Consider the following 22316-nt stretch of genomic DNA (forward strand, 5'->3'; position numbering starts at 1 on the left):
GGGCGGACTGGGTGCCTGGCTGGGCTGGATGTGCCTGGGTGGGCTGGGGCGCCTGGTTGAGTTGGTGGGCGCCTGGATCGGCTTGGGGCTGCCTGGCTGAGTTGGTGGACGCCCGGCTTGGCTTGGGGCTGGCTGAGTTGGTGGGCGCCCGGCTTGGCTTGGGGGCTCCCGGCGGATGCCTTGTTGGTGGCTTGCGGCCGGCGGTTTGAAGCTGGTGGCTTGAGGTCGGCAGGTTCCCCGGCGAGGTCGGCAGTTTGCCTCGTCGGACTCAGGTGGTCGGCAGTTTGCTTCGAGATCGGCACAGGCCTGTGCCGATCTCGAAGCAAACTGCCGACCACGCCCGCGGGCGTCGGCATTACTGCAGGATCCGATGCGCCGGAGGGTGCTGAGCTTCCTGGCGGGTTCCCCGGGCGGTGCCGACGTTGCTGCACGGTCCCGAACTTGCCGGTGCGTGCCCGGATGGCGCCGATGTTGCTGGACCGTGCCGACCTTGCTGGACGGTGCCAGCTTTGCAGGCGGACGCCTGGAGCACGGAGCCAGGTCGGCTCGCGCAGACCCTCGGCGGGTGGCCGGGGGACAATGGACACGTGAACGAGTCCGAGGAGCAGGGCGCCGAGGCGGTGCCGAGCGGCGGCACGCCCCGGCGTCGGGGACCTCGGCGAGCCGTGCGGCGGGGGACCGAGCGTGAGGCGGTGCTGGGTGTGAGCGCGGACGAACGCCCGGCCGGCTGGGGTGAGGACACTGACGACCGGGCTGCTGCCGGCGGTCACGGGTCCAACGACGAACAGCTCCGCCGGGACGTGCCCCCGCACTGGGGTTGAGCACGCGGGTCAGGCGCGATGCACGCCGATGTGTCAGGCGCTCGGTCAGTCGCACGTTCGGCCTATCGCACGTTCGGCCTATCGCACGTTCGGCCTATCGCACGTTCGGCCCATCGCACGTTCGGCCCATCTCACGCTGCGGTGCCGGACCCGCGATGGTCGGTGGGACGCCAGGTGACGTTCCACCGACCACGACGGGGCTGGCCGTTGACGACCGCCGCGGGAGCTGAGTCGCCGTCGGCGATCCGGTGGGTCAGCGGTTCTGCGAGGCGGCGCCCGCCTGGGTGCGGAGCAGGTCGCGGATCTCGGTGAGCAGCACGACCTCCTCGGCCAGCGCCTCCTCGACGACGTCCTCTTCGGCCTGCTTGCGCAGCGACTGCAGCTTCTTGATCGGGAGGATCACGAAGAAGTAGATCGCTGCCGAGATCAGCAGGAACATGATCACGCCCTGGATGAAGAGGCCGATCTGGAACTTCGTGGTCTCGCCCTGCCAGTTCGGGAGATAGAAGGCGATCTCGGTGAAGTCCGGCGCACCGATGAGCCACCCGATGAGCGGCATGATGAAGCCGTCCACGAGGCCGCTGATGACCCCAGAGAAGGCGGCGCCGATGACGACGGCGACCGCGAGGTCGAGCACGTTGCCGCGCGTGATGAATTCCTTGAAACCCTGAAGCATCCTGATTCCCCTGCTGTTGTTCACGAATGTTCTCGGGCCGCCGGGACCGGCCCGGTCATGGATTCTCCGGTTTGTTCCGAGAATCCGCACCTCGAACGGGACATTCCGCAGAATGCGGTCGTTGTTTGCCCCACTATGCCGGATCTGCTGGGTGTGCGGCTACGGCACCAGAACCGCCGTCACGGAACCCCAGCCCGAGACCGCCGACAGCTCGGGGGCCTCCTGCGGGCTCACCGCGACGAGCGTGACCGGCCGGTCGGCCTCTGACGCCGGTCCGAGCAGTCCGCCTGCTGCCTCCGGCGCGCGTCCGGGCGGGACGGGGAGCACCAGCGCGTCGCGAGCGAGGTATCGGGGCTCGGCCGCCGGCTCGATGCCCGACGTCGTCCCGGCCAGCAGGTCCACGCGGTCGCCGGGGCGCAGGAGGGCGGCGACCGCATCGTCGGACAGGCGGACCGGGACCACCGCCGAGCCGCGTGGCGCGGCGGCGGAGACACCGTCGTCGGAGACAAGGGTGGCGTGCAGGGGCGCGCCGGCTGGCAGCCCGACGACCGCCACCCGCCCCAGGAGGTCGTGCACGGCGTGGGCCACGCCGGGTGGGGCGGCGTCGGTGGCGATGGGTCGTAGAACGACGTCTTCGCTGGTCAGCTGGGTTCCGACCGCGATCGGCCGGGCAGTGATCGCGATGTTCACCGTCGGAGGCGGGGGCGGGCGCAGCACGTGCAGGGCAAGGGTTGCCGACAGACCGAACAGCGTGGCGGCGAGGGCGAAGCGCCAGCGCCATAGGATGCGCCGCGCCCGGCGAAGTCCTGGTGACGCGGGTCGCGACAGCCACCCGCCGAGGCCACGACGCTGCTGTCGGCGGGGACCCGGTGACCGGTCCGGTGCGGCGCCCCACGGTGCGGAGAGCAGGGGGCTGGGTGCGGTGGTGGTGTCCAGGGTGGACGCGGCCAGGACGTCCAAGCTCCACGGGCTGCTCGCGGCACGGTCGGGTTGCCGTGGCGCGTCCCACGCGGTCGGACGGCGGGGCTCGTCGCGCATCGTCGACCGGTGTGGTTCGTCCTGCACGGACGGCCGGAGCGGGGCCGTCGGTGCGCCCGGATCGCGCGGTGCATCATCGCGCGGTGCAGCGTGGTGGACGGCTGTGTCGGTGAGCGTGTCGAGGAGTCCCATGCCGACGACGCTAGGTGGCCGATTCGACCGGCGGGCTGGTTGCGGGTGCATCTGTGCACAGAGGCCCGAGGAGAGCGCCTGTGGTCACTCTCGCGGGCCTGGGCGCGCTACGAGCGGGTCGCTGAGGCCCGAGGCGAGATGCTGACTTCGACCCCTTGTTCGACGCAGCGACGAGCGTTCGGTCGCCAGCACTGGGATCGGTCGATCGAGCGACCGATCCCGGTGCTGCCGACCGAACGCGCGCGGCGGGGTGGAGCCGACGGTGCCGCAGCCAGGCTCGGCCGGTCGCCGGCTAGCCCCGGCAGCCGCAGCCAAATCTGGTCAGCCGCAGCCAAAACTGGCCAGTCGCCAGCCAAGCCAGCCGCCAGCCGTCGCCCAGGCCAGCCGCGCCAGCCAAGCCATTCGCCAGCCGTCGGCCAGGCCAGTCGCCAGCCAACCCCAGCCAGCCGCCAGCAAACGGCCGGCTCAGGCTGATGCGGCCTTCGTGCCGGAGCTGCTCGACGACGAGCTCGACGACGAGGTGGACGTGGAGGAACCGCTCGACGACGAACCGCCGGAGGAGCTCGACGACGATCCCGACGAGGACCCGGATGAGTCCGACCCTCCGGCCTTCACCGTGCTGTTCGTCGACGTGCTGCGCGAGTCCGTGCGGTAGAAGCCGGAGCCCTTGAACGTGACCCCGACCGAGCTGAAGACCTTTCGCAGCTTGCCCTGGCACTCCGGGCAGACCGTCAGCGACTCGTCGCTGAACTCCTGGTGGATGTCGAACGCGTGGCCGCAGTCGGCACACCGGTACGCATAGGTGGGCACGTGCACTCCTCTGGGACGTCAGACCGGCTGGAGCTGCGTGCGCTCACCGGGGCCGGGCCTGGCACTCGGGGTTTCCGAGTGCCAATACTAACGGTCCTGCGGCGACGGATAGTCCCAGGATCTCCCGACGCCGTTCACCTGTGCGCGTTCACTCAATGTCTGGGGCTGGCGGTAGTCTCCAGTGCGTGTCCGCGACCACTTCCGCCGATCCCGTCGAGCCTGCCGAGACCGCCCCCTCCGACGCTCCGCGTCCCCGCCGTCGGCGGACCCGTACCTCCATGGTTCGCCAGTTCCTGGTGGGTACCGCCGTCGTCGTGGTGCTGGTGCTCGTCGCCCTCACGACCTTCGGCTGGTTCACCGCGCGCCGCCCCCTCCCGGAGCTCTCCGGAGAGGTGCAGCTCGAGGGCCTCGGCTCCGACGTGCGGGTCAGCCGGGACGCCCAGGGCGTGCCGCAGATCTACGCCGACTCGGCCGAGGACCTCTTTCGTGCGCAGGGCTACGTGCACGCGCAGGACCGGTTCTTCGAGATGGACTACCGCCGCCACGTGACGGCGGGCCGGCTGGCCGAGCTGGTGGGCAACAACGAGGACGCGATCCAGGCGGACATGGTCATCCGGACCTTCGGTTGGCGGCACGTGGCCGAGGAGGAGTTCAACGTCCTGGACGACTCCACCCGGCAGTACCTCCAGGCCTATGCCGACGGCGTCAACGCCTACCTCGCGGGCCGCAGCCCGTCGGAGACCGCCGTCGAGTACACGGTGCTCGACGTCAGCGTCGAGGTGAACGAGCCGGAGCCGTGGGACCCGATCGACTCGCTCGCCTGGCTCAAGGCGATGGCGTGGGACCTGCGCGGCAACTACGACGACGAGCTCGACCGGGCGCTGGCCTACAGCACGCTCGGTGACGCGTCGCGGGTCGCGGAGCTCTTCCCCGCCTTCTCGGGCACGGGCAACACGCCCATCCTCGACCCCGCCGACGTGGGGACCGGGCAGGCGACGCAGCAGAGCCAGGCGACCCAGACGGCGTCGGCCACCGGGGACGTGTACGGCAGCCCGGAGCTGGCACAGGCGATGGAGGCGGCGCAGCGCGCGCTGGACTCGGTGCCCGTGCAGATCGCGCGCGGCGAGGGCACCGGCTCGAACTCGTGGGCCGTGTCGGGCAAGTACACGGAGTCGGGCAAGCCGCTCCTGGCCAACGACCCGCACCTCGACCTGGCCGCACCCGGCATCTGGGCGCAGGTGGGCCTGCACTGCAACCAGGTGGGACCGGAGTGCCCGTTCGACGTGTCCGGGTTCTCGTTCTCCGGGTTCCCCGGTGTGGTCATCGGGCACAACGCCGACCTCGCCTGGGGCCTGACCAACATGGGCGCCGACGTCACCGACTTCTTCATCGAGCGGGTCCGCAACGACACGTACCTGCGCGGCGCCGACGAGTGGGTGCCCATGGAGAAGGAGACCGAGGTGATCCGGGTCGACGGCGGCAGCCCGATCGACCTGGAGGTCCGGCGCACGGTGCACGGGCCGATCATCTCCTCGGTGATGGACGAGGCCGACATGGACGCGGTCCGCCGGTCGCCCACCGAGACGGGCACCGAGCTGGGCCAGTACGAGATCTCGTTGCAGTGGACGGCGCTCCAGCCCGGCCGCACCGCCGACGCCGTCTTCGCGATGAACACGGCGAAGACCCCGGCGGACATGAAGGCCGCGGCCGCGCTGTTCGAGGTGCCCGCGCAGAACATCGTGTTCGCCACCACGGACGGGCACATCGGCTACCAGGCGCCGGGCAAGATCCCGGTCCGGGCCAGCGTGCCGGGTGCCGTGGAGTCCGACGGATCCTGGCCGCGACCGGGCTGGGACGCGCGGTACGACTGGACCGGCTTCGTGCCGCAGGAGCAGATGCCCGGCGTCGTGGACCCGGCCGAGGGGTACATCGTGGCGGCCAACCAGGCCGTGCTCCCCGGCGGCGAGGGCCCGTTCCTCACCCGGGACTGGGACTACGGCTACCGGTCGGAGCGCATCCGCACGCTGCTCGGCGACCAGATCGCGGAGGGCCGCAAGCTGACGGCGGCCGACATGACCACGATCCAGACGGACCAGTGGAGCGTGTTCGCCGACACCCTGGTGCCGGTGCTGCTGGAGGTCGACCTGCCCGACGGGTACGAGTCAGACGGTCAGGACCTGCTGGCCGACTGGGACCGGTCGATGGATGCCGACTCCGCACCCGCGGCGTACTTCGCGGCCGTGTGGCGCAACCTCCTGCAGATCACGTTCAACGACGAGCTGCCGGAGTCCATGTGGCCCGACGGCGGCAGCCGCTGGCTCGCCGTGATCCAGGGCATGCTCGACAACCCGAACGACGAGTTCTGGGACGACAAGTCGACGGTGGCCGTGGTGGAGAGCCGCGACCAGGTGCTCACCGAGGCCCTGACCAGCGCCCGTCAGGACCTGACGGTCGAGCTGGGCAAGGACACGAGCGACTGGGAGTGGGGCACCCTGCACCAGCTCCGCCTGGAGCACCTGGTGCTCGGCGGGTCCGGCGTCCCGGCCCCGATCGCGTTCTACATGAACCCGGCACCGACCAAGGTCGGGGGCGGCTCGTCGATCGTCAACGCCACGGCCTGGGACGCCTCCAGCGACAGCTTCGAGGTGACCAGCGGGCCCTCGATGCGCATGGTCGTCGACCTCGCCGACCTCGACGCCTCCACCTGGGTGGTGGTGACCGGCACGTCAGCGCACCCGGCGTCCGCCCACTACGACGACCAGCTCGCAGCCTGGGCGGCAGGGGAGACCTTCCCCTGGCCGTTCAGCAGGGACGCGGTAGCCGCCGCGCAGGAGAACGAGCTGATCCTCACGCCGTGAGACCGGCGTCGCGGGCCGGGTCCGTCACGACGGGCCCGGCCCGCACGCGCCGGACGGCGGCCCCTGCCGGGTCAGCCGAGCCAGCGCCAGTCGGTCGTGGTCGCGACGGCGTGGACGAGGATGTCGTGCTCCTCGCGGGGCAGGGGGTGCTCCGCGGCGTCGTACACCTCTTCCGGGAAGACGACGGCGACGACCTTCGCGCCCGGCCGCAGGTGCGTGAGCGCGCGGTCGTACCAGCCGCCGCCCTGACCCAGCCGCACCCCGCGGGAGTCGACGGCGAGGGCCGGCGCCAGCACGATGTCGGCGAGCCTGATCGCATCGGTGCCCAGGGTGCTCCCGCCCGGCTCGGGCGGGCGGCCGGGGGCGCGCTCCAGCAGGTCGTCCGGGCCCGTGTAGTCGGCCCAGTCGCGGGCCAGGCCCGCTCCGAGCACGGGGAGCAGCGTGCGGACGCCGCGGCCCGAGAGCCGTTCCAGCAGCGGGAGCATCCCGGGCTCCGCGCTGCGTGCCGCGTACGCGGCGACGCATCCGGCGTCGCGCACCTCGGGGATCGACTCGATGACGTCGGCGAACGCCTCGGCGGCCTGCGCGCGCTGCCGGGCGGACCGATGGCCGCGCTGGGCGCGGATCGCGCGGCGGAGCTCCTCCTTGGCGTCACCTGTCTCCATTCCCGGAAGGACGGGATACGGCTGTGGCGTCGGGACGGAGATGCCGCTCATGACCGCTATTGTGCCAAGACTCCGAGACTGGATTGTTACGAACAGCGTACGAAGAAGGCGAGAACATGACCGAGCGGCTGCTCGACGGGTCCAAGACCGCCGGGCGTGGTAGACCCTCTCCAGCACGGGGATTCGCCGTGGGACGTGGCAAGGGGCGAACGAAGATGCCGTCGAGCAGGTCGGACGTGCCGGAAGGCGCGACAGGGAAGTTCGTGAAGGGGTGGACGGTGGCCAAGCCATGGCCGGTGACGCTGCGTGAGGACACGCCGGCCGGAGCGGTCGTGCTGCGACCGCTGCGGCGTCGGGACGCGACCGACTGGGCCCGCCTGCGGGCGGAGAACGCAGCCTGGCTCGAGCGTTGGGAGGCGACGGCGCCCGGTGCGAACCGGTACATCGCCTCGACGTTCGGGGAGTACGTGCGCTCGCTCTCGGCGCAGGCCCGCGCCGGGACGTCGCTGCCCTTCGGCGTGGAGCTGGACGGTGCGCTGGTGGGACAGCTCACCGTCTCGTCCATCACCTGGGGGTCGATGTGCTCGGCGAGCATCGGGTACTGGGTGAGCGAGCACGTCGCGGGGCGGGGCGTGATCCCCACGTCCGTGGCCATGGCCACGGACTACGCCTTCTTCCTGGGTCTGCACCGCATCGAGATCAACATCAGGCCGGAGAACAAGCCCAGCCTGCGCGTGGTCGAGAAGCTCGGCCTGCGGGACGAGGGAGTGCGGGAACGCTTTCTCCACATCCAGGGCCAGTGGCGTGATCACCGCACGTTCGCCGTCACCGCCGAGGAGGTTCCCGAGGGGCTGCTGGCACGCTGGCAGCGTCTGCGGGAAGCGCTCTGACGCCGGGACACGCCGCACGTGGTGCGGCGGGACCCGGTGACGCTCGCCTAACGTCGTGTCGTGGAATCGACCGCAGGACTCACGGCCGTGGCGCTGTTCGTCCTGTGGCTGGGCTACTGGCTGCCGAGCATGGTCCGCCGACGGTCGGAGCTCGGCGACGCACGGGTGGCCGACAGGTTCTCGGTAGGGCTGCGCATCGTTGCGATGAGCGGCACAGGCAGGAAGGGAGGGGCGATGACTGACAGCAAGCGGGGTACCGGGCAAGGCGTGCCGCGCGTCGCCCACCCGACCCCGAAGGGCTACCCGCTCCAGATCATGGTCCGCGGCCGCCCGCTCACGGCGGAGCGCATCCGCCGGGTAGAGCGGCGGGCACGGCGGGCGGCCCGAGCGCGCCGTCGTCTCATCGTGTCGGCGATCCTGCTCGTGTGCAGTGTGGTGGCCTGGGCGCTCGTCGCGTTCGGCCTGGTGCACTGGGGTGTCGCCGCGGCGTCGTCGGCCATGCTGCTGTTCGTGCTGTTCCTGGGTCGGCGCGCGGCGCGGGCGGCCCGGCGCGCGGATGCCCGCTGGCAGGCCACCGTGCGTGCCGCGCGGCAGCGTGCCACGCAGGCCCGTGCGCTCGCCAACGGCGGTCCGTACGCGCCGCGCAACCGGGCACAGGTGACCGGCCTGGCCACGCGCGGTTCGAGCACGGAGACGCAGGCGATCCCGCGGGTGACGCGCAAGGACGTGCTGGACGAGATCCTGGACGGCCCGGCCAAGCCCCAGGTGATCGAGGTCGCCGCGGAGCCCTCGCCGGAGCCCGCCGAGGGTGCCGGCGACGAGCCGGCGGTGACCGTCCCCGCGGACGAGACGCCGAGCGGGCGCGCCTGGGATCCCGTGCCCGTGCCGCTGCCGACGTACGTGACCAAGCCGGCGGCGCCTCAGCGTCAGCCTGCCCCGCTCCCGGCCGGCTCGTCCGGCCCTGCCGCTCCGGCGGGCAGCGTTCCGGCTCGGCCGGGGTCGGGCGCGCTCCCGCCGTCCATCCCGGTGCCGGTCCGGACCAGGGCCGACGACGCCGATGCACCGGGCGGCTCGACGGTCGAGGACGAGCTGCTGCGCGGCGAACCGCCGCGCATGAAGTCCGAGACGCTGGCCACGCCGCTGGAGGAGATCCTGGCGCGTCGTCGCGCGGCCGGGTGAGGCCGGGCGGCGACGCGGTGACCTGCGCGACACGGTGCCAAGTTGCGGATCACCTGCGGTGAAGTGCTACTCTTCTGCAGTCCGAGGGGCTATGGCGCAGTTGGTAGCGCGTCTCGTTCGCAATGAGAAGGTCGGGGGTTCGAATCCCCCTAGCTCCACAGACGGAAACCCCGCTTGACCAGGGCAAACGCTCCGGTCAAGCGGGGTTTCTTCGTTGCCTAGGGGGCGTCTTCCTCGGATTGCGGGCCCCCGGCGGCCCCCGCGTCGTCAGCGACCCCTTCGTTCACGCGATCCAAGCCCGCCTTGTCGGCTCCGGTCCCCAAGTAGTGTGCAGGTACCGGTTCGTGGTCGCGATGGACTCGTGGCCGCACCACGCCTGCACCGTTCCGGGGTCGATGCGCCGTGCCAGCCAGAGGCACCCGGCGGTGTGCCGTAGCTCGTGGAGGCGGCGGCCACGGCCGGTCCCGACGTTCCACTGCTCCGTCCGCGAGCAGATCGGAGCCCGTGTACACCCGCACACGGGCGTGTTTATCGAGTATTTCCACTGTGACTACCTCGCCGGTGAGGCGGAGAATCGCGACGTCGTGGAGAACGCCAGCGTCGCATGGGTGGCCATAGCGGACCTCGGCAAGTTCGTACCGGCGAGCACCATCTACCCGCCGATCCTCGAAGTGCTGGGAGGCACGCATGTCTGAGGCGGTGACCGAAGAGAAGCCCGCCATCGCAGCGGCGATCATCGTCCAGGACGGGAAGCTGCTCCTGGTCCAGCGCCGTGTGTCTGAGGGCTCGCTCTCGTGGCAATTCCCCGCCGGCGCAGTCGAGCCGGGGGAGGCCTTCGAGCAGGCGGCGGTCCGTGAGACCGCCGAAGAGACCGGGCTCACCGTCCAGGCCGTCAAGGCGCTGGGGGAGCGCGTACACCCGAACGCCGGCCGCCTGATGGGTTACGTCGCGTGCGACGTCATCAGCGGCGAGGCGTACGTCGCTGACGCCGAAGAACTCGCAGACATCGTGTGGGCGACACCGGACAAGTTCACCGACTACGTGCCCTACGGCTTCGCGCCGGCGGTGCAGGACTACCTCACGACGACGCTGGCCTGACGCGGTAACGGTAGCGGGGTCGCGGACTATCCGTCGAGCGCCAGAACCCGGGTTTCGGGCCAAACCAGGGGTCTAGCTCGAAGGCCGCTACTCTGCTACCTCCGGCGAGAATCGTTGAAATCTAGCGGCTCCCGGGGTGGCGGCTGCGGTAGCGCCCCGCTACCGGTAGCGGGGGGCTCCGCCACCTGCGCTACCCCGCTCGTCGCGCTGAGCGGGGTCGGCTACGGTCCTGCTCGCTTGCCGTAGACGGCTCAGGTGTCCTCTCCTGGCCGCCGACCCGATCGACCTTCTGTTGCCCGGGTTCGTCGTCAAGGTCAACCACAGTGGCATCAGTCGTCCGGTCCCACCGGGCCTCTGCTCGTAACAGGAGTAAGGACATTCATTGGCCGCAAATCCGTTTGTTGACCGCCTGATCACGCAGGGCACCCCGTCGCAAAAGCTGCAATTCGCAGCGGCTTGCGCCGAGCGGTCTGCTGGCGTTCTGTTCTGGGCGGTATCGCTTGATGACCGAATGGCGGATGCTGACCTATACGGCCATATACTGGATAAACTCTGGTCGGGAGTCGCGAAAGAGGGCGAGTGGGCTCGTCTTGTGGAGCAGATCGAGGGCACGCCGGATCTGGTGGATGGGCACGAGCGCGGCGGCGCATATTCTTATGCGTTCAGCGCTGGCGCGCTGATGCACTCGTGCTTGAACTTTGCTCGATCGATGTTTCCTTCCGGACTTTCTGGGATCGCTGAGGAAGCAACAAACAACGCGTCCCGGATAGGATTTAGAGTTGGTGTAAATCTTATCGATGAAGAACTGGGTGAGCATATGAGAGACGCCAACGCCGTTCTCCTATCTGCAGCGATGCCGAGTGCCGTGGACATGTTGCGCGAACGGGCACGCAGTATCGGGCGAGGGCGTCTCTCTGCATTGAAGAAGTGGGGGGGGCGAGAACGGCCTGTGAGCGGGCCTGCTCGACGGGAGAGCGCTTGTCGCATGAGGGATCCCGTGCCGCACCGGCACTTCGTCACCTACGGGATGAGCGAGCTGCGTGCGCCCCCCGGCGGCCCCCGCCGCCGCACGGAGGTGGGCTGGACGCACCGCATGCACCCGGGAACCCGCTCCAGCAGGGCCGAAGATGGGCCCTGGCATCCTTCGCAATGAGAAGGTCGGGGGTTCGAATCCCCCTAGCTCCAAGACGGAAACCCCGCTTGGCCAGGGCAAACGCTCCGGTCAAGCGGGGTTTCTTCGTTGCCTAGGGGCGTCTTCCTCGGATTGCGGCCCCTCGGGGCCCCGCGTCATCAGCGACCCCTTCGTTCACGCGATCCAAGCCCGCCTTGTCGGCTCCGGTCCCCAGGTCGTTCGGGTACCGGTTCGTGGTCGCGATGGACTCGTGGCCGCACCGCCCGAGAGGGTCGCCGCCGTCGTCGAGCGCGCGCTGACCGACCAGCGGCCATGGGCCCGCTACCTCACCGGTGCCGCGGCGGCCCTGATGACGGCCGTCCTGAGGCGGGCGTTGCCGACTCGGGCCATCGACACGGTGCTCGGCGTGATGAGGGGGCTGCCGACACGGGTGGCCGACTGACGCTCAGGTTCGCCGTCGAGCGATCGCACCCCAGATCACCAGGACGAGCAGCGAGCCCACCAGGGCCCAGAACCACGTCGTCAGCGAGAAGAACGAGTCGTTGACCTGGACGTCGAACAGCGCTCCGCCGATCCATCCGCCGAGGAGCGCGCCGAGCACGCCCACGACGAGCGTGATGAGCCAGCCACCGGCGGCCCGGCCAGGAAGGATCGCTCGGGCGATGGCGCCCATGATGAGACCGATCAGGATCCAGCCGATGATTCCCATTGGTGCTCCCTTCGAGAACGGGTCGTGGTGGTGACGCGCTCGTACTCAGTCCTTGAAGGCGTCCTTCACCTTCTCGCCGGCCTGCTTGAGCGATGCCTTGGCCTGGTCGGTCTCGCCGTCGGCCTGGAGCTCTTCGTCGTCGGTGGCCTTGCCGAGCGCCTCCTTGGCCTGACCCGTCGCGTCTTCGGCGGCATTCTTGAGCTTGTCGTCGATGCCCATGATGTCCTCTCTTCGCAAGGGGTTCTTTCACCTCCACCATTACTCGAACGGCAGAAGCTCGCCAGAGGAGGCCCTGGCTCCGGGCTCGTCGCACGTCAAGCCGGTCCCCTTCGGCCCGGTCAGTCCGGCTCGACGTACCCGGTGATCTCCCGGCGGAGCCCGGTGCGCTCCGCCCTCGGCTCCAGGGCTTCGTTGCCGGGCCAGTCGAGCGGTATCTCCGTCACGTCCGCACGGTCGAACTCGAGGACCGTGTCGTTGTCCAGGGCGCTGTACTCCGACCGGTAGGGGTCGTCCACCACCCCGGCCAGCCGGTCACCGTCCTGCGCGGTGACGCGCACGTACGGCGTGTCGGACCAGCCGGTCGCCGGGTCCCCGTTCCCGGAGACCTGGACGCGCACGACGTTGCCCACCGTGACGTGCTGCCGGATCCCGGGGTGCAGCTGGCCGCCGGACCAGTCGTACACGTCCTCGGGCCGCGGCCGGAACACCTGGTAGCCACCCTCCATGCGGTCAGGCTAACGACGGGACCACCGCGACGCTCCCCAGGTCGAGCCGGGCACCCTTGATCAATCTCATGTAACCGTGGTTGCATGATGCCTTATGACCGGCGAGTGGGTGCTGCTGAGCTACCGGCTGCCGCGGGAGCCGTCCTCGCCGCGCGTGGCGTTGTGGCGACGGCTGAAGCGGTACGGCGTCGCGCAGATCTCGGACGGGCTGGTCGCGCTGCCGGCCGATGCCCGGACCCGGGAACAGCTCGAGTGGGCGGCCGACGAGGTGGTCGAGCGCGACGGAACCGCGAGCGTGTGGCTGGCCCGCCCGGCCAGTGCCGCGCAGGAGCGCGAGCTCGCCGGGGCCATGGCGGGCGCCCGGGCCAAGGAGTATCTGGACCTGGAGGCCGCCGCCCGCGCTGCGCTGGACGAGGCACCTGCCGCACGGCGCAAGTCCCTGACCGGCCTGCGCCGCGCCTACCGCGACGTGCGCCGCCGCGACTTCTTCCCGCCTGCCGAACGGGATCGTGCGCAGGCGGCGCTGCACCGCCTGGAGGAGCTGGCGCGGCTCGACGACGACGCGGCACCGGCCGTGCGTGCGGCCACCCGGGGTGCGCGATGAGGTGGGCCACACGGGCCGGGGTGCACATCGACCGGGCCGCGTGCGCCTGGTTGATCAGCCGGTACATCGACCCGGGTGCCGTCTTCGTGTTCGTGGCGGACGCGAGCGAGGTGCCGCCCGATGCGACGCCGTTCGACATGCGCGGGGTCGACCTCGGCCACCACGGCCAGGACTGCAGCTTCGAGACCTTCCTGTCGCGCTACGAGCTGACCGACCCCGTCCTGGCCCGGATCGGACAGCTCGTGCACGAGGCCGACCTCGACGACGGCCGGTTCGACGCACCCGAGGCGCCCGGCCTCGACGTGATCCTGCGCGGCCTGTCGATGACCGGCGACGACGAACACACCCTCGCGGTCTCCGGGCCCGTGTTCGACGGGCTCTACGAGTTCTACCGCCGCTCCTACCTCCTGGGCCGCGAACCCGCCTGAGGGCCGAGACCGGTACCCGCGGCCCGGAACCCACCGCCGATCACACGACTCTGGAGTGCGATGAACGTCGACAGCACCAACCCCGACGCCGGGCAACAGCCCGGCGGTCGACAGCGGGACCTGGTCCCGTTCCGCACCGCCGTGCGTGCCTGGTTCGCGATCTCGTGGCAGACGTTCGGCGGACCGGCCGGCCAGATCGCCGTCATGCAGCGCACGCTGGTGGACGAGAAGCGGTGGATCGGGCAGGGCCGGTTCCTGCACGCGCTCAACTACTGCATGCTGCTGCCGGGGCCTGAGGCGCAGCAGCTCGCCGTGTACACGGGCTGGCTCCTGAACGGGTGGCGCGGTGGCATCCTCGCCGGAGGCCTGTTCGTGCTGCCCGGGATGCTCGCCCTGCTGGTCCTGTCCGCCGTGTACGTCGCGTTCGGCGACACGACCGTCGTCTCCGCGGTCTTCGCCGGCCTGGCACCGGCCGTCCTGGCCATCGTGGTCCAGGCCGTGCTGCGGGTGGGCAAGCGGGCGCTGACCAGCCCCGCGCTCGTCGTGCTCGCCGTCCTGGCGTTCGTGGCGCTCACCTTCTTCGCGGTGCCGTTCCCGCTCGTCGTGCTCGGTGCGGGCGTGGTCGGGTGGCTCGTGCACCGGTACGCCCCGGGCTGGATCGCCACCAGGCCGCCCCGCGACCAGGGCGACGGCCCCGCGCCGCTCATCCCCGACGACGCCCTGCACGCCGAGAAGCCCTCGGGGCGTCGGGCGCTGCGGGTGCTCCTGCTGGGGCTCCTCGCCTGGGGGCTCCCGCTCGGCGCCGTCGCCCTGCTCACGGGTGCGGACAGCGTGTTCACCCAGCAGGGTCTGTTCTTCTCCGGCAGCGCCCTGGTGACGTTCGGCGGTGCCTACGCCGTGCTTGCCTACGTTGCCCAGCAGGCGGTGCAGACCTACGCCTGGGTCACGCCCGGGGAGATGACGCGCGGCCTGGCCCTGGCCGAGACCACACCCGGCCCGCTGATCATGGTCGTGCAGTTCGTCGCGTTCCTCGGCGCCTACCGCGATCCGGGCGACCTCGACCCCTGGGCCGCCGCGCTGCTCGGCGCGCTGCTGACCACCTGGGTCACGTTCGTGCCCTCGTTCCTGTTCATCTTCCTCGGCGCCCCCTACGTCGAGCGGCTCCGGGGCAACCGGGCGCTGTCCTCCGCGCTGACGGCGATCACCGCGGCGGTCGTCGGCGTCATCGCCAACCTCGCGATCTACTTCGCCACCCACACGCTGTTCGCGGCCTCGACGTCGTTCGTCGCCGGCCCGCTGCGGTTCGAGGTTCCCGACCTCGCCAGCGTCCAGCCCGCGGCGCTCGGGATCGCCGTCGTGGCGGGCCTGCTGCTGTTCGTGGTGCGCTGGTCGGTGCTGCGGACCCTCGGGGTGTGCGCCCTGCTCGGGCTCGCCCTCGGGCTCGTGGGGTGGATCTAGCAGGTCTGCGCACCGGGAGGGATCAGCGCTTCCTGCCGTCCCGGTCGCGCACCAGCCGACGGGTGATCGCGGCCACGATCGTGCCGCCGCCGAGCGTGCCCACCAGCACGAGGATCGCCCCGACCGCCCACAGCCCCGAGTCGTCGCTCGCCGCGGCCTGGATCGTCCAGGCCGCGGTGAAGGGCAGCGCGACGCCGAGCACCGCGAGCCAGGCCGGCACGAGCAGGGATCCGATGACCACCAGGCCGACGAGCGCGACGACGCACGCGACGACCTGGACCGTGCCGTAGGGACCGGTGACGGCGCCGGTCACGGGGTCGACGTCCTGGGTCGTGTCCTGGCCGAGGGCCCACCAGGTGGTGACCGAGAGTACGACGAGCGTGAACGTGGCCAGAGCGATGAAGTAGGGGTTCCGCGTCGTCATGGCTCCATTGTGCAGTGGCCCGGCCCCGGGCGTGCCCACCGGCTCGTGCGGAGGCGGCCGGCACCCGTCCGCCCAGGTCACACCCATGACACATGTCATGGCCGCGGCCTGCGGAAGGGCCGGGAAGATGATGACGACAGGGCACTGCTGCCGGGGGTTCGCGTGCGGTGGGCTGTACCCGGTGCGGGACGGGCCCGCGCCACCTGCCCCCGAGGAGCCATGCCATGTCCCACACCTCCGGAACCGCGTCCACCGCTGACTCCGCGGGCCGGGCCCGCCCGGCTCCGGCAGGTGTGCCGTACCACCTGGCGCTCGCGGGGGAGAAGCGGCGCGTCGGCCGCGGCATCCTCGCGATCGTGCTGCTGCAGGGCGGGCTCGTGGGCTTCGGGGCCGCCTTCGTCCAGCTCGGGGGACACCTCGACGTCCTGCTGGGCCGGGACGCCGCGCCGGGCGGCGCAGGCCTCACACCGGTCACGATGGCCGCCGCCTACGCCTCCACCGCGCTGCTGATCCCGTGGAGCATGCTGATCCAGCGCTGGCTGTACGGCGTCCGGGGCGGATCGCTCCACTCGGTGCTCGGTGCGTTCCGGCCCGCGGTCCTGGGCCGCGCCGTCCTCGTCCTGGCGCCGGTCTGGGCGGTCTACACGGCGGTCCTCGCGGTCCTGGAGCCGACTCCGGTGGCGCCCTGGGCGGTGGCGGACCTGCTCCTCGTGTTCGTGGTCTCGATCGTCGTCGTGCCGCTGCAGAGCGCGGGGGAGGAGTACGGGTACCGGGGGCTGATCTTCCGGGTCGCCGCGAGCTGGGGTCGCGGGCCACGTTCCGCACTCGCCCTGGGTGTCGTCGTCTCCGCGGTGCTGTTCGCCACGATCCACCTGTCCACCGACATCTGGCTCAACCTCCAGTACCTCGCCGTCGGGGTGGCGTTCGCGCTCATCACCTGGCGTACCGGCGGCGTCGAGACGGCGGTGGTGCTGCACGCCGCCAACAACGTCTTCGGGCTCCTGCTCGTGGCGCTCCTGCGGGCGGACCTCGGCGCCACGACGGACCGGTCGTCCGGCGTCGGCTCGGTCGTCTACCTGATCCCCGTCGTCCTGCTGGCGATCGTCACGGCCGTGGTCTGGTACCGCACCCGGGGCGGCGGACCGGTGGTCGCACCCGCGCACGCGTCGGACGGGGAACCCGTCCCGCTCAGCCCTCGCTCGTGACCGAACGCCGTGCCTCGTCCCGGAACTTCGCGGGGGACGCCCCGACCACGCGGCGGAACGCGGTGCTGAACGCGCTCTCGGACTGGTAGCCCGTGGCCCGCGCGAGCTCCGAGATCGACAGCGTGTCCCGGGCGAGGGCGTCGCGCGCGAGGCTCATGCGCCACTGGATCAGGTACTCCAGGGGCGGCACGCCGACGTGGCTCTTGAACGACTGGGCGAACGCGGAACGCGACATGTGGCTCAGCTCGGCGAGCTCCTGGAGGCTCCAGGAGTGGGCCACGTCCGCGTGCACCGCGCGCAGGGCGGTGCCGATGCCGTCGTCGTTGAGCGCACCCAGCCAGCCGGTGGGCCGGTCGGTCTGGCCGGCGTGCGCGCGCAGCATGTGCACGAGCAGGATCTGCGCGAGGTGGTTCTGCACCAGCGGCCCGCCGGCGGCAGCGGAACCGACCTCGGTGGCCAGGTGGTCGATGAGCTGACCGAGCCGTGCGCCGTGCGGATCGGCGGCGCGGACGATCACGAGCGGCGGCAGCAGGTCGGTCAGGAGCGCCGCGTTCTGCTCGTCGAACCCGATGTGCCCCACGCAGAGGTAGACGTCCTGGTCGGACTCCGGGCCGATCCGCACGAACCCGTCCACGGCCTCCGCCCACGCCTCCTGCGCGGGGCGCGGACGGGCGCCGGGCGTGCTGGCCAGGACGTAGGGCGGCGGGTTGCCCAGCATGAAGGTGTCGCCCTCGCGCAGGAGCACGGGTTCGTGCCCGTCCAGGGTCAGCCAGCACGTGCCACGGACCAGGCCGCCGATCCGCACGTGCAGGAAGGTCTCGAAGCGCAGCGCCCACTCGCCCACGGCCCGGAGGCTCGGGCCGACCACCGTGCGAGGCCGCAGCAGACCGATCGCATCGGCCACCGGGTCCTGAAAGCCCAGCATCGACGACACCTCCTGGACGATACGTCAAGAATTCGCGGGCAGGCGCCATGGATCGTACAGGATGGTCACGGCCGGGCGTGGGCCCCGTGGGACCTGGACGGATAAACCCTTCGTGCCGGTCGACCGCCCGATGGCACCATCGAACCGTGATCGATCCCGGACTGAGCGGAAAGACCGTCCTGGTGACCGGCGGCGGCATGAACATCGGCGCAGCCGTCTCCCGCGCCTTCGCCGCACAGGGTGCGCGCGTGGCCGTGCACCACGTGGGCGGCTCGGCGTCAGGATCCCGCGAGCACGCGCGCGCCGCCACCGACGAGGTCCACGCCTTCGTGGCGTCCCTGCCCGGCGCCGTCGCCGTCGAGGCCGACTTCCTCGTGCCGGGGGCCGCCGCGCGGCTCATGGACCAGGTCACCGCACGGCTCGGTCCGGTCGACGTGCTCGTGAACAACGCTGCGCACGCCGAGGAGTCCGACTCGTTCGACACCGTCGGCGAGGCGGGGTTCGAACGCACCTACCGCGTCAACGCCGTGGTGCCCGCGATGCTCGTCGCCGAGCTCGCGCGCCGGCTGCCCGACGACGCCGCACCGGGCAGCGTCTCCGTCGTCAACATCTCGACCGACGCCGCCCGCGGCTTTCCCGGGCAGGTCTCCTACGGCACCTCGAAGGCGGCACTCGAGTCGCTGACGCGCGGCGCCGCCGTCGACCTCGGCCCGAGGATCCGGGTCAACGCCGTGGCGCCGGGGCCGGTGCAGACCGGATGGATGAGTGACGAGCTCGTGGACGCCGTCGTGCCGGCGATCCCCCTGGGTCGGGTCGGCGACCCGGCGGACATCGCCGATGCGGTGGTCTTCCTGGCCTCGCACCAGGCCAGGTGGATCACCGGCCAGGTGGTGCAGGTCGCGGGCGGGCACTTCCTCTAGCTCGCCGGGCGACGCGCGGTCGTTACTCTTTCGTGACATCCCGGTGCAGACGGGGTACATTCGTGGCGGCCCGCCGTGCGGCGGGACGTCCTGGCGGGCGCCGAGCCCTGTCACCGCCCGGAGTCACCGACGAACCACAGGACAGGGACGGGGGACCCACTTCCGGGCACTGCGGTGTCCTCGGGGTGAAGTCGGCGGACGTCGTCCGCCGGCCGGGTCAGTCTCCGACCCGAACCCGACAGCTAACCTCGCAGGCGCCGGGAGATACGTTCCATGCCATCGAAGACCCTCGGGCACCTGCCAGCACCTCCACACCTTTCCCCACGTCGGGGAGCACGATGAGGCACGGGCAGGAGCGATCCCTGCCGCAGTCCTCCGCGCCGCGCCCGGCAGCTGCCCGGCGAACGCGCGGGCGCCACAGCAAGGGGCGGCACGCCGCGCCGGCACGGCGGCCGCGGACCTCGATGCTGGGCCGGCTGCCCCTCACTCTCGGCGTCGGCCTCGCCCTCGCCTCGACGACGTCGTTCACCGCCGCCTCCTTCGGCGCGCCGGGAACCGGTGAGCCCCTCCTCTCTGCGCCCGACGGCGCGGCCGCGCTCACGGGCGCGGGCCCGGCGTCGGCGGCCCTGGCCGATCGGAGCAGCGGAGCCTCGCGGAGCCAGGAGCGCACGTCGCTCGAGCGGTCCGCCGGCGTCACGGTCCCTGGCGACGCGGTGCTGCCCGTCGAGAAGTCGGCTCCCGTGCAGGTCGAAGCACCTCCGGTGCTGCCCGGCTGCGACGGCGTGGCCACGGGCGAGGGTCTCAACGGCCAGCTTCCCGTCAGCGAGCTGTGCGACCTCTGGGACGGCTACCCGCCGATCCGCGCCGACGCGGCCGTGGCTCTGGCGCGTCTCAACCAGGCCTACACCGAGCAGTTCGGCGAGTCGCTGTGCCTCACGGACGGCTACCGCAGCTACGCGCAGCAGGTCGCGGCCAAGGCGGCGAAGCCCACCCTGACCGCGACCCCTGGCACCTCGAACCACGGCTGGGGTCTGGCGGTGGACATCTGTGCCGACGGCTACGCCGGCGAGCGCTGGGACTGGCTCAAGGCGCACGCGCCCGAGTACGGGTGGGACAACCCGCTCTGGGCCCAGGCCGGCGGTGCCGGCCCCTACGAGCCGTGGCACTGGGAGTTCACGGCCGCCGTGACGGACGCCGCCCGATGAGCCGCCGGGTGCGGACGGCCGGGGTGCGATGAGCCCGCCCCGTCGCCTGCGTGCGCTCCTCGCCGGACCTGGTCCGGGGTCGGCGGGAGTGCTGTCCGTGCTGTTCCTCGTGCTCGCCGTGCTGGGCGGGCCGGTCGTGTGCGGCATCCATTCCGACGAGCACCCGCAGGCGCATCACGGTTCAGCCGTCGAGGCGGCGTCCGGCCCGGCGGACGGCCTGGCCCCGGCGGACCGCGCCGAGCCCACGTCCGACGGCGGCGAGGCGCACTGCTCGGACCACGGCCGTGCGACGGCGCAGACCGACCCCGTCGTGTCGTCGTCCGGTCCGGCCGCCGTCGCCGAGCCCGCGGTGCAGGGGATCGCGCCCGCCCTGGCGTACCCGGACCACCGGACCGCGCCCGGCGTGGTGCGCCCGGCCGCGCCGAGCCTGCACGCCCTGGGGATCTGCCGGACGTAGAACACCGGCCTCGTCGACGCCCAGCCGTCGACCGCCGGCGCGCCGCCCACCGACGGGCCGCGCGGAGTTCTCCGTTCGAGCAGAAAGGCCGATCCTCTGATGGATCCCACGATCTCTGCTGCCCTGACCGCACGCGGTCGGGGCCGGCACCGGGCGGTATGCCGCCCCTTGTTCACCGCCACCGCCCAGGCGGCCGCCGTGCAGGCCGTCGCCCGAGGTGCCGTGGTGGCTGCGGGCTCCGGCCTGCTGATGTCCCTGGTGGCCGCACCGGCGCAGGCGGCGCCCGCCGGCGCAGCCCCCGCGCCGGTCGAGGGCGGCGTGCTCCAGGGCAGCCTCGACACCGCCGACCTGGACGCCCTGGCCGGCCAGGCCCGGGCCGCGCTCGCCTCCGCGCCGGTGGTGACCGTGGCCACCGACGCGGAGCTGAGGGTCGAGAAGACCGCGGTGTCGGTGGTCTCGGCCGCCGAGAACGACGAGTACCAGGCGCAGCTCGCCGCGGAGGCCGAGGCGGAGGCTGCCGAGGCGGCGGCCGCTGCTGCGGCGGAAGCGGCGCAAGCAGCCGCCGCGGTCGAGATCCCGGCCTCGGCGTCGGGTTCCGCGGTGGTGTCGATCGCCATGCGGTACCTCGGTGTGCCCTACCTCTGGGCCGGCTCGACGCCCGAGGGCTTCGACTGCTCCGGGTTCACGTCCTACGTGTTCGCGCAGGTGGGCATCGACCTGCCGCGCACCTCCTCGGAGCAGCGGTACGCCGGGACCGAGGTGTCCTGGGCCGACGCCCGGCCGGGCGACCTCATCTGGACCCCCGGCCACATCGCGATCTACGCGGGTGACGGCATGCAGGTCGAGGCGCCGGTGCCGGGCAAGACGGTCCGGTACACCGCCATCTGGCAGTCCAACCCGACGTTCCTGCGGGTCGGCTGAGACTCCTGTCCGGGGCGAGGCCAGCCCCTCGCCCCGGACAGGTACCGCGCCGGACCCGGGCCGGTCACGCGCCGTCCGGCACGGCAACCACCTTGCCGTGCACCTGGCCCGCCTCCGCCTGCGCGTGGAGCTCGGGCAGCTCGCTCAGCGGAACCCGCCGGGCGATCTCGACGTGCAGCTCACCGTCGTCGACGAGCGTGACGAGCTGTGCGAGCACGTCCGCGTCGGGGTGCAGGAAGACCGTGGCGGCGCGCACGCCGCGCGCCTCGTCGCCGGGCGTCGTGACCCGCGGCGTGGTGGAGACCACCACGCCGCCGTCGCGGACCCGGGCGGCCATCGCGGTGAACCCCTCGGGGGTGATCGGGGCCAGGTTGAGCAGCACGTCGACGGGTTCGGTCACCGCCTCGAGCACCGAGGTGGTCGTGTGGTCGACGATCTCGTCCGCGCCCGCCGCCCGGACGCTCTCGGCGCTGCGGGGGCTCGCCGTGGCCACGACGTGTGCGCCGGCCCGCTTGGCGAGCTGCACGGCGTAGCCGCCCACGGGGCCGCCGGCGCCGTTGACGAGCACCCGCTGGCCCGCCTCGAGCCCGCCCGCCTCGAAGAGCGCCTGCCAGGCGGTGAGCCCGACCGACGGGAGACCGGCGGCGTCGGCGAGGGGGATCGCCGTCGGCGCCGGCACGAGGTCACCGGCCGGTGCGACGACGTACTCCGCCGCGGAGCCGTCGGCGCTCATGGGGATGAACCCGACCACCTCCTGGCCCACGGTGAGGCCGTCCACGCCCTCGCCCACCGCGTCGACCGTGCCGGAGACGTCGTAGCCGGGGACGTGGGGCAGCGTCACCGGGATCGGCAGGAATCCGCCGCGCATGCCGCCGTCCGCCGGGTTGTACGCCGAGCCGGCGACCCGGACCCGCACCTCGCCGGCGCCGGGCACCGGCTGGTCGGCGTCCTCGTACCGCAGGACCTCGGGGCCGCCCGTCTCGTGGAACCGCACTGCCTTCATGATGTTTCCCTCCGTCGTGTGCTTCGGATTCGA

Annotated in this window: 26 protein-coding genes, 1 tRNA gene, 1 pseudogene and 1 riboswitch; of the genes and pseudogenes, 17 read left to right on the top strand and 11 right to left on the bottom strand. The window is 71.9% G+C overall.

Annotated elements, in window-relative coordinates; translation table 11 throughout:
• Window positions 1-587 precede the first annotated feature (587 nt).
• The gene (locus ACO229_RS24620; protein WP_397430897.1) at window positions 588-821 is read left to right on the top strand and encodes a hypothetical protein; all 234 of its coding nucleotides are present in this window, start codon (window positions 588-590) and stop codon (window positions 819-821) included.
• 253 nt (window positions 822-1074) lie between these two features.
• Here the strand turns inward: ACO229_RS24620 and mscL are convergent, their stop codons facing one another.
• Together mscL and cpaB are read right to left on the bottom strand one after the other, a co-directional pair.
• Window positions 1075-1497, bottom strand: a complete 423-nt coding sequence (mscL, locus tag ACO229_RS24625) for a large conductance mechanosensitive channel protein MscL (RefSeq protein WP_397430896.1) — start codon at window positions 1495-1497, stop codon at window positions 1075-1077.
• Between the two features lie 159 nt (window positions 1498-1656).
• Complete coding sequence (gene cpaB, locus ACO229_RS24630) at window positions 1657-2667, bottom strand: Flp pilus assembly protein CpaB (protein WP_423463066.1); 1011 nt, start codon at window positions 2665-2667, stop codon at window positions 1657-1659.
• 484 nt (window positions 2668-3151) lie between these two features.
• Here cpaB and ACO229_RS24635 point away from each other — a divergent pair, with 484 nt between their 5' ends.
• The gene (locus ACO229_RS24635; RefSeq protein ID WP_423465355.1) at window positions 3152-3322 is read left to right on the top strand and encodes a hypothetical protein; all 171 of its coding nucleotides are present in this window, start codon (window positions 3152-3154) and stop codon (window positions 3320-3322) included.
• A 14-nt stretch (window positions 3323-3336) separates the two neighbouring features.
• Here the strand turns inward: ACO229_RS24635 and ACO229_RS24640 are convergent.
• Window positions 3337-3483, bottom strand: a pseudogene (locus ACO229_RS24640) (FmdB family zinc ribbon protein); the annotation flags it as partial.
• A 272-nt stretch (window positions 3484-3755) separates the two neighbouring features.
• Between ACO229_RS24640 and ACO229_RS24645 the strand changes: the two are divergent.
• Window positions 3756-6335: a penicillin acylase family protein gene (locus ACO229_RS24645; RefSeq protein WP_423465343.1), complete on the top strand. Its 2580-nt coding sequence runs from the start codon at window positions 3756-3758 to the stop codon at window positions 6333-6335.
• A gap of 71 nt (window positions 6336-6406) precedes the next feature.
• On the opposite strand, the gene ACO229_RS24650 is transcribed toward ACO229_RS24645, so the two are convergent.
• Window positions 6407-7051 (bottom strand): 5-formyltetrahydrofolate cyclo-ligase, encoded by a 645-nt coding sequence (locus ACO229_RS24650; RefSeq protein WP_397418993.1) that lies wholly within the window; start codon window positions 7049-7051, stop codon window positions 6407-6409.
• A 227-nt stretch (window positions 7052-7278) separates the two neighbouring features.
• On the opposite strand from ACO229_RS24650, the gene ACO229_RS24655 reads away from it, so the two are divergent.
• The 3 genes from ACO229_RS24655 to ACO229_RS24665 all read left to right on the top strand — a co-directional run bounded on the left by ACO229_RS24655 (window position 7279) and on the right by ACO229_RS24665 (window position 9227).
• Window positions 7279-7890, top strand: a complete 612-nt coding sequence (locus ACO229_RS24655) for a GNAT family N-acetyltransferase (RefSeq protein WP_397418991.1) — start codon at window positions 7279-7281, stop codon at window positions 7888-7890.
• 60 nt (window positions 7891-7950) lie between these two features.
• On the top strand, window positions 7951-9069 hold the full coding sequence (locus ACO229_RS24660; protein ID WP_423463067.1) for a hypothetical protein: 1119 nt from the start codon (window positions 7951-7953) through the stop codon (window positions 9067-9069).
• An 85-nt stretch (window positions 9070-9154) separates the two neighbouring features.
• Window positions 9155-9227, top strand: a tRNA-Ala gene (locus ACO229_RS24665).
• Between the two features lie 125 nt (window positions 9228-9352).
• Here ACO229_RS24665 and ACO229_RS24670 read toward each other — a convergent pair.
• The gene (locus ACO229_RS24670) at window positions 9353-9589 is read right to left on the bottom strand and encodes a tyrosine-type recombinase/integrase (protein WP_423463068.1); all 237 of its coding nucleotides are present in this window, start codon (window positions 9587-9589) and stop codon (window positions 9353-9355) included.
• 4 nt (window positions 9590-9593) lie between these two features.
• Between ACO229_RS24670 and ACO229_RS24675 the strand changes: the two genes are divergently transcribed.
• The 3 genes from ACO229_RS24675 (at window position 9594) to ACO229_RS24685 (ending at window position 11741) form a co-directional block, all read left to right on the top strand.
• Window positions 9594-9764 carry a hypothetical protein gene (locus tag ACO229_RS24675; protein ID WP_397430863.1) on the top strand — a complete coding sequence of 57 codons (171 nt, stop codon included), beginning with the start codon at window positions 9594-9596 and terminating at the stop codon, window positions 9762-9764.
• Window positions 9757-10167: an NUDIX hydrolase gene (locus ACO229_RS24680; protein ID WP_423463069.1), complete on the top strand. Its 411-nt coding sequence runs from the start codon at window positions 9757-9759 to the stop codon at window positions 10165-10167. The genes ACO229_RS24675 and ACO229_RS24680 overlap by 8 nt, the downstream gene beginning before the upstream one ends.
• 1382 nt (window positions 10168-11549) lie before the next feature.
• Window positions 11550-11741, top strand: a complete 192-nt coding sequence (locus ACO229_RS24685; protein ID WP_423463070.1) for a hypothetical protein — start codon at window positions 11550-11552, stop codon at window positions 11739-11741.
• A 3-nt stretch (window positions 11742-11744) separates the two neighbouring features.
• On the opposite strand, the gene ACO229_RS24690 is transcribed toward ACO229_RS24685, so the two are convergent.
• The 3 genes from ACO229_RS24690 to ACO229_RS24700 all read right to left on the bottom strand — a co-directional run bounded on the left by ACO229_RS24690 (window position 11745) and on the right by ACO229_RS24700 (window position 12733).
• A complete protein-coding gene (locus ACO229_RS24690; RefSeq protein ID WP_397409202.1) occupies window positions 11745-12008 on the bottom strand; it encodes a GlsB/YeaQ/YmgE family stress response membrane protein in 264 nt (87 codons plus the stop codon).
• A 45-nt stretch (window positions 12009-12053) separates the two neighbouring features.
• A complete protein-coding gene (locus tag ACO229_RS24695; protein ID WP_397409204.1) occupies window positions 12054-12227 on the bottom strand; it encodes a CsbD family protein in 174 nt (57 codons plus the stop codon).
• A gap of 119 nt (window positions 12228-12346) precedes the next feature.
• Window positions 12347-12733: a hypothetical protein gene (locus tag ACO229_RS24700; protein WP_397409206.1), complete on the bottom strand. Its 387-nt coding sequence runs from the start codon at window positions 12731-12733 to the stop codon at window positions 12347-12349.
• Between the two features lie 94 nt (window positions 12734-12827).
• Here ACO229_RS24700 and ACO229_RS24705 point away from each other — a divergent pair, with 94 nt between their 5' ends.
• The 3 genes from ACO229_RS24705 to chrA are packed head-to-tail and all read left to right on the top strand — an operon-like array spanning window position 12828 to window position 15223.
• Window positions 12828-13337 carry a Chromate resistance protein ChrB gene (locus ACO229_RS24705; RefSeq protein WP_397409208.1) on the top strand — a complete coding sequence of 170 codons (510 nt, stop codon included), beginning with the start codon at window positions 12828-12830 and terminating at the stop codon, window positions 13335-13337.
• A complete protein-coding gene (locus ACO229_RS24710; RefSeq protein WP_423463071.1) occupies window positions 13334-13765 on the top strand; it encodes a chromate resistance protein ChrB domain-containing protein in 432 nt (143 codons plus the stop codon). Before ACO229_RS24705 ends, ACO229_RS24710 begins: the two co-directional genes overlap by 4 nt.
• A 60-nt stretch (window positions 13766-13825) precedes the next feature.
• Window positions 13826-15223, top strand: a complete 1398-nt coding sequence (chrA, locus tag ACO229_RS24715; RefSeq protein WP_423463072.1) for a chromate efflux transporter — start codon at window positions 13826-13828, stop codon at window positions 15221-15223.
• Between the two features lie 22 nt (window positions 15224-15245).
• Here the strand turns inward: chrA and ACO229_RS24720 are convergent, their stop codons facing one another.
• The gene (locus tag ACO229_RS24720) at window positions 15246-15647 is read right to left on the bottom strand and encodes a hypothetical protein (RefSeq protein WP_397430857.1); all 402 of its coding nucleotides are present in this window, start codon (window positions 15645-15647) and stop codon (window positions 15246-15248) included.
• 224 nt (window positions 15648-15871) lie between these two features.
• On the opposite strand from ACO229_RS24720, the gene ACO229_RS24725 reads away from it, so the two are divergent.
• The gene (locus tag ACO229_RS24725) at window positions 15872-16852 is read left to right on the top strand and encodes a lysostaphin resistance A-like protein (RefSeq protein ID WP_423463073.1); all 981 of its coding nucleotides are present in this window, start codon (window positions 15872-15874) and stop codon (window positions 16850-16852) included.
• Here the strand turns inward: ACO229_RS24725 and ACO229_RS24730 are convergent.
• Window positions 16836-17777 (bottom strand): AraC family transcriptional regulator, encoded by a 942-nt coding sequence (locus ACO229_RS24730; RefSeq protein WP_423463074.1) that lies wholly within the window; start codon window positions 17775-17777, stop codon window positions 16836-16838. The genes ACO229_RS24725 and ACO229_RS24730 overlap by 17 nt on opposite strands.
• 146 nt (window positions 17778-17923) lie before the next feature.
• Between ACO229_RS24730 and ACO229_RS24735 the strand changes: the two genes are divergently transcribed.
• From ACO229_RS24735 to ACO229_RS24750, 4 genes are all read left to right on the top strand, one after another.
• Window positions 17924-18697 carry an SDR family NAD(P)-dependent oxidoreductase gene (locus ACO229_RS24735; RefSeq protein WP_423463075.1) on the top strand — a complete coding sequence of 258 codons (774 nt, stop codon included), beginning with the start codon at window positions 17924-17926 and terminating at the stop codon, window positions 18695-18697.
• Between the two features lie 117 nt (window positions 18698-18814).
• Window positions 18815-18968, top strand: a riboswitch (cyclic di-AMP (ydaO/yuaA leader).
• A 67-nt stretch (window positions 18969-19035) separates the two neighbouring features.
• A complete protein-coding gene (locus ACO229_RS24740) occupies window positions 19036-19902 on the top strand; it encodes a M15 family metallopeptidase (protein WP_423463076.1) in 867 nt (288 codons plus the stop codon).
• 28 nt (window positions 19903-19930) lie between these two features.
• Window positions 19931-20359, top strand: a complete 429-nt coding sequence (locus ACO229_RS24745; RefSeq protein WP_423463077.1) for a hypothetical protein — start codon at window positions 19931-19933, stop codon at window positions 20357-20359.
• Between the two features lie 168 nt (window positions 20360-20527).
• Window positions 20528-21280 carry a C40 family peptidase gene (locus tag ACO229_RS24750; protein WP_423463078.1) on the top strand — a complete coding sequence of 251 codons (753 nt, stop codon included), beginning with the start codon at window positions 20528-20530 and terminating at the stop codon, window positions 21278-21280.
• A 64-nt stretch (window positions 21281-21344) separates the two neighbouring features.
• Here the strand turns inward: ACO229_RS24750 and ACO229_RS24755 are convergent, their stop codons facing one another.
• Window positions 21345-22283 (bottom strand): NADP-dependent oxidoreductase, encoded by a 939-nt coding sequence (locus ACO229_RS24755; protein ID WP_423463079.1) that lies wholly within the window; start codon window positions 22281-22283, stop codon window positions 21345-21347.
• Window positions 22284-22316 lie beyond the last annotated feature (33 nt).

The sequence above is a fragment of the Promicromonospora sp. MS192 genome, from assembly GCF_049532985.1.
Classification (GTDB): Bacteria; Actinomycetota; Actinomycetes; order Actinomycetales; family Cellulomonadaceae; genus Promicromonospora.

Coding starts and splice junctions, on each gene's coding strand:
- ACO229_RS24755 (WP_423463079.1), bottom strand. CDS start 22,283: ATGAAGGCAGTGCGGTTCCACGAGACGGGCGGCCCCGAGGTCCTGCGG.
- ACO229_RS24700 (WP_397409206.1), bottom strand. CDS start 12,733: ATGGAGGGTGGCTACCAGGTGTTCCGGCCGCGGCCCGAGGACGTGTAC.
- ACO229_RS24690 (WP_397409202.1), bottom strand. CDS start 12,008: ATGGGAATCATCGGCTGGATCCTGATCGGTCTCATCATGGGCGCCATC.
- ACO229_RS24680 (WP_423463069.1), top strand. CDS start 9,757: ATGTCTGAGGCGGTGACCGAAGAGAAGCCCGCCATCGCAGCGGCGATC.
- ACO229_RS24725 (WP_423463073.1), top strand. CDS start 15,872: ATGTCCCACACCTCCGGAACCGCGTCCACCGCTGACTCCGCGGGCCGG.
- mscL (WP_397430896.1), bottom strand. CDS start 1,497: ATGCTTCAGGGTTTCAAGGAATTCATCACGCGCGGCAACGTGCTCGAC.
- ACO229_RS24695 (WP_397409204.1), bottom strand. CDS start 12,227: ATGGGCATCGACGACAAGCTCAAGAATGCCGCCGAAGACGCGACGGGT.
- ACO229_RS24745 (WP_423463077.1), top strand. CDS start 19,931: ATGAGCCCGCCCCGTCGCCTGCGTGCGCTCCTCGCCGGACCTGGTCCG.
- chrA (WP_423463072.1), top strand. CDS start 13,826: ATGAACGTCGACAGCACCAACCCCGACGCCGGGCAACAGCCCGGCGGT.
- ACO229_RS24710 (WP_423463071.1), top strand. CDS start 13,334: ATGAGGTGGGCCACACGGGCCGGGGTGCACATCGACCGGGCCGCGTGC.
- ACO229_RS24650 (WP_397418993.1), bottom strand. CDS start 7,051: ATGAGCGGCATCTCCGTCCCGACGCCACAGCCGTATCCCGTCCTTCCG.
- ACO229_RS24645 (WP_423465343.1), top strand. CDS start 3,756: ATGGTTCGCCAGTTCCTGGTGGGTACCGCCGTCGTCGTGGTGCTGGTG.
- ACO229_RS24705 (WP_397409208.1), top strand. CDS start 12,828: ATGACCGGCGAGTGGGTGCTGCTGAGCTACCGGCTGCCGCGGGAGCCG.
- ACO229_RS24720 (WP_397430857.1), bottom strand. CDS start 15,647: ATGACGACGCGGAACCCCTACTTCATCGCTCTGGCCACGTTCACGCTC.
- ACO229_RS24730 (WP_423463074.1), bottom strand. CDS start 17,777: ATGCTGGGCTTTCAGGACCCGGTGGCCGATGCGATCGGTCTGCTGCGG.
- cpaB (WP_423463066.1), bottom strand. CDS start 2,667: ATGGGACTCCTCGACACGCTCACCGACACAGCCGTCCACCACGCTGCA.
- ACO229_RS24740 (WP_423463076.1), top strand. CDS start 19,036: ATGAGGCACGGGCAGGAGCGATCCCTGCCGCAGTCCTCCGCGCCGCGC.